This window comes from Geobacillus sp. ZGt-1 (assembly GCF_001026865.1).
GTDB classification, from domain to species: domain Bacteria; phylum Bacillota; class Bacilli; order Bacillales; family Anoxybacillaceae; genus Geobacillus; species Geobacillus thermoleovorans.
Window position 1 is genome coordinate 37,708 of the sequence record NZ_LDPD01000025.1, and the last position, 6,493, is coordinate 44,200.

Annotated in this window: 7 protein-coding genes and 1 pseudogene; 1 reads left to right on the forward strand and 7 read right to left on the reverse strand. The window is 52.3% G+C overall.

Annotated elements, in window-relative coordinates; all coding sequences use genetic code 11:
- Nucleotides 1-44: 44 nt before the first annotated feature.
- The 3 genes and pseudogenes from VU18_RS12830 to VU18_RS12840 all read right to left on the reverse strand — a co-directional run bounded on the left by VU18_RS12830 (nucleotide 45) and on the right by VU18_RS12840 (nucleotide 3,450).
- Nucleotides 45-1,043, reverse strand: a complete 999-nt coding sequence (locus VU18_RS12830) for an inorganic phosphate transporter (RefSeq protein WP_011232415.1) — start codon at nucleotides 1,041-1,043, stop codon at nucleotides 45-47.
- An 18-nt stretch (nucleotides 1,044-1,061) separates the two neighbouring features.
- Nucleotides 1,062-1,682, reverse strand: a complete 621-nt coding sequence (locus VU18_RS12835; RefSeq protein WP_014196653.1) for a DUF47 domain-containing protein — start codon at nucleotides 1,680-1,682, stop codon at nucleotides 1,062-1,064.
- 274 nt (nucleotides 1,683-1,956) lie between these two features.
- Nucleotides 1,957-3,450: pseudogene (locus tag VU18_RS12840) on the reverse strand (leucyl aminopeptidase).
- A gap of 184 nt (nucleotides 3,451-3,634) precedes the next feature.
- Between VU18_RS12840 and VU18_RS12845 the strand changes: the two are divergent.
- Nucleotides 3,635-4,444, forward strand: coding sequence for a cobalamin-binding protein (locus tag VU18_RS12845; RefSeq protein ID WP_014196655.1), 810 nt, complete (start codon nucleotides 3,635-3,637; stop codon nucleotides 4,442-4,444).
- A gap of 17 nt (nucleotides 4,445-4,461) precedes the next feature.
- Here the strand turns inward: VU18_RS12845 and VU18_RS12850 are convergent, their stop codons facing one another.
- From VU18_RS12850 to VU18_RS12860, 4 genes are all read right to left on the reverse strand, one after another.
- The gene (locus VU18_RS12850; RefSeq protein ID WP_014196656.1) at nucleotides 4,462-5,100 is read right to left on the reverse strand and encodes a 3D domain-containing protein; all 639 of its coding nucleotides are present in this window, start codon (nucleotides 5,098-5,100) and stop codon (nucleotides 4,462-4,464) included.
- A gap of 227 nt (nucleotides 5,101-5,327) precedes the next feature.
- Nucleotides 5,328-5,651, reverse strand: a complete 324-nt coding sequence (locus VU18_RS12855; RefSeq protein ID WP_014196657.1) for a YuiB family protein — start codon at nucleotides 5,649-5,651, stop codon at nucleotides 5,328-5,330.
- A 126-nt stretch (nucleotides 5,652-5,777) separates the two neighbouring features.
- Entirely contained in the window at nucleotides 5,778-5,915 is a 138-nt protein-coding gene (locus VU18_RS18160; protein WP_011232421.1) for a YuiA family protein, read from the reverse strand.
- A gap of 124 nt (nucleotides 5,916-6,039) precedes the next feature.
- A partial coding sequence (locus tag VU18_RS12860; protein WP_236687397.1) for an NUDIX domain-containing protein occupies nucleotides 6,040-6,493 on the reverse strand: 454 nt, incomplete at its 5' end.

Consider the following 6,493-nt stretch of genomic DNA (forward strand, 5'->3'; position numbering starts at 1 on the left):
TAAGAAAGGGTGTCCCGATCTGTTGGGACACCCTCTTTCATTCGTTAGAAAAATAAACGGAGAACCTGGTACACAAACCCAGCAATCAACGCTGACACTGGCAAGGTGATGATCCATGTCAGCACAATGCGGCGAGCGACGCCCCATTTGACGCCTTTCACCCGTTGGGCGGCGCCGACCCCCATGATGGCCGAGGAAATGACGTGCGTCGTGCTGACTGGCAAGTGGAACATCGTCGCTGAAAGAATGACGAGTGCGGACGACAAATCAGCCGCCGCTCCGTTGATCGGACGAATTTTCATAATTTTTCCACCGACCGTTTTAATGATCTTCCACCCACCAACAGCCGTTCCCAATCCCATGGCCAAGGCGGCAGAAATGCGCACCCATTCAGGAATGTCGGTCGTCGCGTGGTATCCTCCGGCGATTAACGCCATCGTAATGATCCCCATCGCTTTTTGAGCGTCGTTTGTTCCGTGCGTATACGCCTGAAACGCCGCGGTCACAATTTGAAACATCCGAAAGCCCCTCGTCGTGCTGTATAAGTTGGCGTTTTTAAAGATAAAACGAAAAATGCTCATAATGATAAAGCCGACCCCTAACGCCAAAAACGGGGAAAGAATCAGCGATTGTAAAATTTTCAAAAACCCGCCGTAATTCAAAATCCCAACCCCAGCCGCGGAAATCGCCGCTCCGGCGACCGAACCGATGATCGCGTGCGAAGAGCTGCTCGGAATGCCGTAATACCACGTGATCAAATTCCAGGCAATGGCTGATGTCAACGCTGCTAAAATAATGAGTGGTCCATTTTCTAGCGCAAACGGGTCGACAATGTCTTTCGTAATCGTTTTTGCGACGCCGGTAAAGGTGAGCGCGCCGATAAAGTTCATCGTCGCAGCCAAAATAATGGCTTGACGCGGCGTGAGCGCCCTTGTCGACACCGATGTGGCAATGGCGTTGGCCGTATCGTGAAAGCCGTTGATAAAGTCAAACGCCAATGCGAAAATGACGATGCAGATCGTTAAAATCAGGATCGTATCCATAAACACAGCGTCCCCTTTTTATGCGTTGCGCATGATAATCGTCTCTAACGTATTGGCGACATCTTCACAACTGTCGGCAATCTCTTCCAACATTTCGTAAAGCTCTTTGTATTGAATGATTTTAATCGGGTCTTTTTGCGTCACAAACAAGTTTTTGATCGACGCGCGCAAAATTTCGTCGCACTTCGTTTCATAGTCCTTGATTTTAATGGCATGTTGGCGCATATCGAGCAATTTTTTGTTCGCAAGCAGTTCGAGGGCGTGAACAATTTCAATCGTGCTTTGATAAATATAGTCAAAAAACTTCGCCATATGTTCATCGATGTCCGTGAACGAAAACATTTCAAACCGCGCTGAACATTGCTCAAATCCGTCAAGCACATCGTCCATTTTCATCGCCAACTGGTGGATGTCTTCCCGCTCGATCGGCGTAATGAACGTTTTGTTCAATTGGACGACCAGTTCATGGATGAATGAATCGCCCTTTCGTTCGTACTCTTTCATGACGCGGGCAAATTCTTTCAAGTCGCTTACGCTTTGAATTTTATACTCGACAAAATATTGCGCCGCTTCCTTCACATTTTCCGAAATCGTAAACAACATGTCGAAGAAAACGTCTTTTTTCGGTGAAAAAATCATATCGGACACCCTCCATTTGCGAAATCAAAATCACCGCTACTTATTGTAACAATTTACACATCATTTACAATAAGACAACAAAAAACTTTACATGAAATTTACACTACATTTACATTCTGTTCGCTTTTCCTGCTATGTACTATAGTAGCGTGCCAAACAAAAGCCGAAGCTATGCACGTCCGCTTCGGCTCGTTCGCTGCCGGCATACCCCGCCCTCACACTGGGCGCCTCTGCGCCAAGGCAGCGCCTGTCGATCAGCCTGCCGGCGTTCGTTTTATTCAAACCGCTCGACAAACGCGGTGAGCGTGCGCACCATCACGCCTGTCGCCCCAGCCGGACCGAGGTCGCCGTCTTTCTTTGTGGCGGCCGTGCCGGCGATATCCAAATGCACCCACGGCGTATCTTCCGCAAATTCGCCGATGAACGCCCCGCCCATAATGGCGTGTCCTTCCCGCCCCGGAGAATTGTTCAAGTCGGCGATTTTGCTGCTTCGCACCCGCTCGCGGTCGTTTTCTGTAATGGGCAGCCGCCAAATGAACTCCCCGGTTTCCATCGACGCTTCAAGCAATTGCTCAAACAGCTCCTCATTGTTCGTCATCGCGCCCGTTTTGTCCGTGCCCAAGGCGACGATCACTCCGCCCGTCAACGTAGCGACATCGATGATATAGCTGGCGCCGTGCTGTTTCGCATAGGTCACCGCATCGGCCAAAATGAGCCGTCCTTCCGCATCCGTGTTTTTCACTTCAATCGTTTTTCCGGACAGCGACGTAATGACATCGTCCGGCTTGAACGCCTCGCCGCTGATCATATTGTCGGTCGCCGGAATGACGGCGAGCACGTTTTGTTCCGGCCGCAGTTCGCCGATCGCTTCCATCGCCCCGAGCACCGCCGCCGCGCCGGCCATATCGGTTTTCATGTCGACCATGCTGTCGCGCGGCTTCAAACAATAGCCGCCCGTATCGAACGTCACCCCTTTGCCGACGAGGGCGATCACGTCTTCCCACTCGTCTTTTCCTTGGTATTTTAAGACGATCAGTTTGGGCGGCTGTTTCGAGCCTTGATTGACGGCCAAAAGCGCTCCCATGCCGAGCCGCTCCATGTCTTCTTTCTCCAAAACTTCATAGTCAAAATCGTATCGGTTCGCGAGCTTCACGGCATAATCAGCCAAATCCGACGCCGTCAGCAAATTCCCCGGCGTATTGACAAGCGTGCGCGCCGAATTCGTCGCCTTCCCGTATACCGAGCCGACAAACAAGCTCGCTTCAATTTCCGCCGCTTCGGCCGCCGTGTAGACGATGAGCGATTCGAGCTAGTAGTCCGGTTCTAACTTTTTCTGCTTATACCCAGGGAATTCATACGTCGCCAAATGATAGGCTTCCGCCAAGGCGTGCGCCGCTTCGTTTCCATCGACGGCCTCGGTCGTAAACGTGTCCAGCGCGACCGCCGCTTTCGTCCGCTTCGCCTGCTTCAACGCGCGAAACAGCTTGCCGAACACCTCGCGCAGCCGCTCAAACGTCAACTCTTCTTTTTTGCCGAGACCGACGAAATACAGCCGCTTCGCCCCCATCGGCAAAAATGGATGAACGGTGGCGATGCGCCCCCGTTTCGCGGAAATATCGCCTTCTTTCTGCAGTTCCGACAGCCGTCCGCCAAGACGGGCATCGTATTCGCCGGCAAGGCCGCTCCATGAATTCGCCCCTTCAAACAAACCGACGACAAGCGCTTCATCCCGTTCCTTTGCCGACGGCAAAGGTTTTACCGTAAACATCGTCTCATCCCTTTCCATGTTGATTCATTCCCACCTTCATTATAGCGAAGCAAAGCGATTCTTTCGACTATCTAACTTTTCTCTCCTTGCGTTCATGCAAAAAAATCAGCTGAAACGGACAGGAAATCACGCAGGGCAAGGCGAATCCGTAATCATCACGACGATTTAGAAAGGACCGACGCTGATGAGAATCGTTTCCCTTTGTCCAAGCAACACCGAACTGCTCGCCTATCTCGGCCGCCTCGACGATGTCGCCGCCGTCGACGATTCGTCCGACTGGCCGCCGGAAGTGAAGCAGCTGCCGAAAGTCGGGCCGGATCTGCGCATTGATATGGATCAAGTCGAGGCGCTCAAACCGGATCTCGTCGTCGCATCCCTAAGCGTGCCCGGCATGGAGCGCAACGTCGAGGAGCTCAAACGGCGCGGGCTCCCGCATCTCGTGCTGGCGCCGAATTCGCTCGATGACATTGCCAACGACCTTCTTCGGCTTGGCGAGGCGCTTGGTGAAACGAAAAAAGCGGCCGAACTCGTCCGCCGCTATCATGACGTGCTTGATTGGCATCGCGAGCGGGCCGCATCGGCTGAACCGTCCCGCCTTTATTGGGAATGGTGGCCGCGGCCGATCTTCACACCGGGCGGCGCCAACTGGCTGAGCGAACTAAGTGAGCTCGCCGGCGGGCGCAACATTTTCTCCGACATCCCGCAAGCGAGCGTTCAAACGGAATGGGACGACGTTCTCGCCCGCAATCCGTCGCACATCTTGCTCGTTTGGGTCGGCGTGCAGACAAAAAAAATGAACCGAAAAGCGGTCACAACTCGTCCGAACGCCGAACAGATCGAAGCAGTCCGCACCGGAAACATCTATGTTTTGGAAGAAGCGCTCTATTGCCGTCCGTCTCCGCGCCTCTTGGTCGGATTAAAAAAATTGGCGCCGCTTTTGCATCCGGCGCTGTTTCCTCCCGCTGACGACAGCGATCCGCTCCTTGGCGGCTGACGGGCGGGAGCCCTCCTTTAACTTTTCGATTCCAAATATTGCTGCCGGAACACTTGCATCGTTTCATCTTCGTTCAGCCGCTTCAACTCTTCTTCTGACAGCTTGCCGTCCCCTTTTTGGATAATGTAAACTTGCACTTTCCTTTTTCCCCAATATTTATAGACATCTTCTACGGTTTCGTAATATAAATCAAGACGATGGCCTTTGATCGCCCCGCCTTTGTCGGCGACGACGCCGAACCCGTATCCGGGGATGAACAAAATCGTGCCGATCGGAAAGATCGATAAATCGGCAGCAATCGTCGAATAAAGGTCGCGCTTAACGCGGACGCCGGAGTACGTGATGCCATACTCAGGGTGATCGGGCGTTTTCCCGGTCGATTCAATGCCGGCTGTATAGCCGGTGGCGACCACTTCAACGGAAGGATATTTTGACCAGTCAAAATGATCCTCAAGCCGCAAAACGGAGCGGCCCCCGTTTTTCGCGAGCTCTTTCATTCCCCAAACGGGCTGATGATCCATCGATAAAGCGCTCGGAAAGGGATGGAGAACCGTCTTCGCGTCAACCCCGGAAACGGACTCGAATGTCGCAAAGAGCGCCGCCAAAAACAGCAGCGTCATCGCGGTTCGGCGCACGAACTGCCTAAACCCATTCAATGCTCTCAACTCCTCTCACACCTCTATTTATCTCCATCCAAAATCGAAATATTCATTGCGAATGAGACAAAAAACGAAAAAACCGTCCATGAACAACCTCATTGTGAAACCCGAGCGCAAAGCTTGTGCGTTTTGCCAAAAACATACACGAACCGACGTTGTGATCCGCTCGGGCGCTCATCAGCGCTGTTCACAAAAAAAACGCCCCTGCCCAAGGCAGAGACGCTCTAAAACATTTGATACCCTTTCGCCCGCAGCGTGCGGATCGCCCATCCGGCGCAAAGAGCGCCGGCAAATCCGCTTGACAAAATCAACAGATCCGCCGCCGCCAGCGAAGTGATTTTCCGGCCGAGCGCGGCGAACGCCTCGGACGGTGCGGTGAAATAGCGCGTCAACGGCACATCATCAATAATGAAAACCGCAATCAACGGAAAGCAGACCGCTGTAATCCATGTCATGCGCAGCAACATATTCACCAAAAACCCAATGCCAAAAAACAACACAAAAAATAAAACCATCGAAATCAAAACAACCGGCAAACTCATTTGCATCCGCCCTTCACCTCCCGTACACCCGTTTTCAGTGTACTGGATCGGGCGGATGACCGTCAATGTTCGTTCTCTTCTTCATGATCGCCTGATTGGTTCCAAACGATGTTTCATGTCTTCAGACGAACGTCAATGATCGTCATCCTCTTCGTGATCGCTTCCCGTTCCTTGGCAACTGTAGCACGTTTCCGATCCGCCCAAAAGCAACTGAACGTATCCATGCCCCTCGCAGTACGGGCAGTCGTTCATTGTCAATGTTTTTGTCATCGATGTTCCCCTCCGTTTCTTTTCTTGTTAATATATCAAAATTTTCTGTAAAAACAAACAGCGATTCTCCCCCATTTTCGTTCGTGTAAGCGGATACATCTTTCGATCGCTTTTATTTTCTTGACTATTCTTTCAATTTTGATGATTCAAAGTAAAGGCGGTATTTCGTGTAGCCGAACGGATCGCCGGGATTGAGTCCGTCATGCAGCGAAAGGGAATCAAGCGGCTCGAGCGCCAACAAATAGCGAAGCAAGCCTGATGTGTTCGGATCATTCTGAAGCGCCGTTTTGCTGAAAAACGCGGCGGCATACAGCTCATCCGTCTGCACGACGATGTCGCGCGAGAGCGGGCGCAACAGAAAAATCGCCATATTGTCGCTGATCTCCCCAGAGATGACGCCGGTGCGCAAGCCAAGAAGCGCGACCGGTTCGGCGTCGATCCCCGTTTCTTCCTTCACTTCCCGAACCGCCGCCTCATCGAGCATTTCCCCCGGCTGGACGAACCCGGCCGGCAGCGACCATTTGCCTTTTAGCCCGCTGTATTTTTTCTTGACAACGAGCCATTCCCCATTCTCGTTT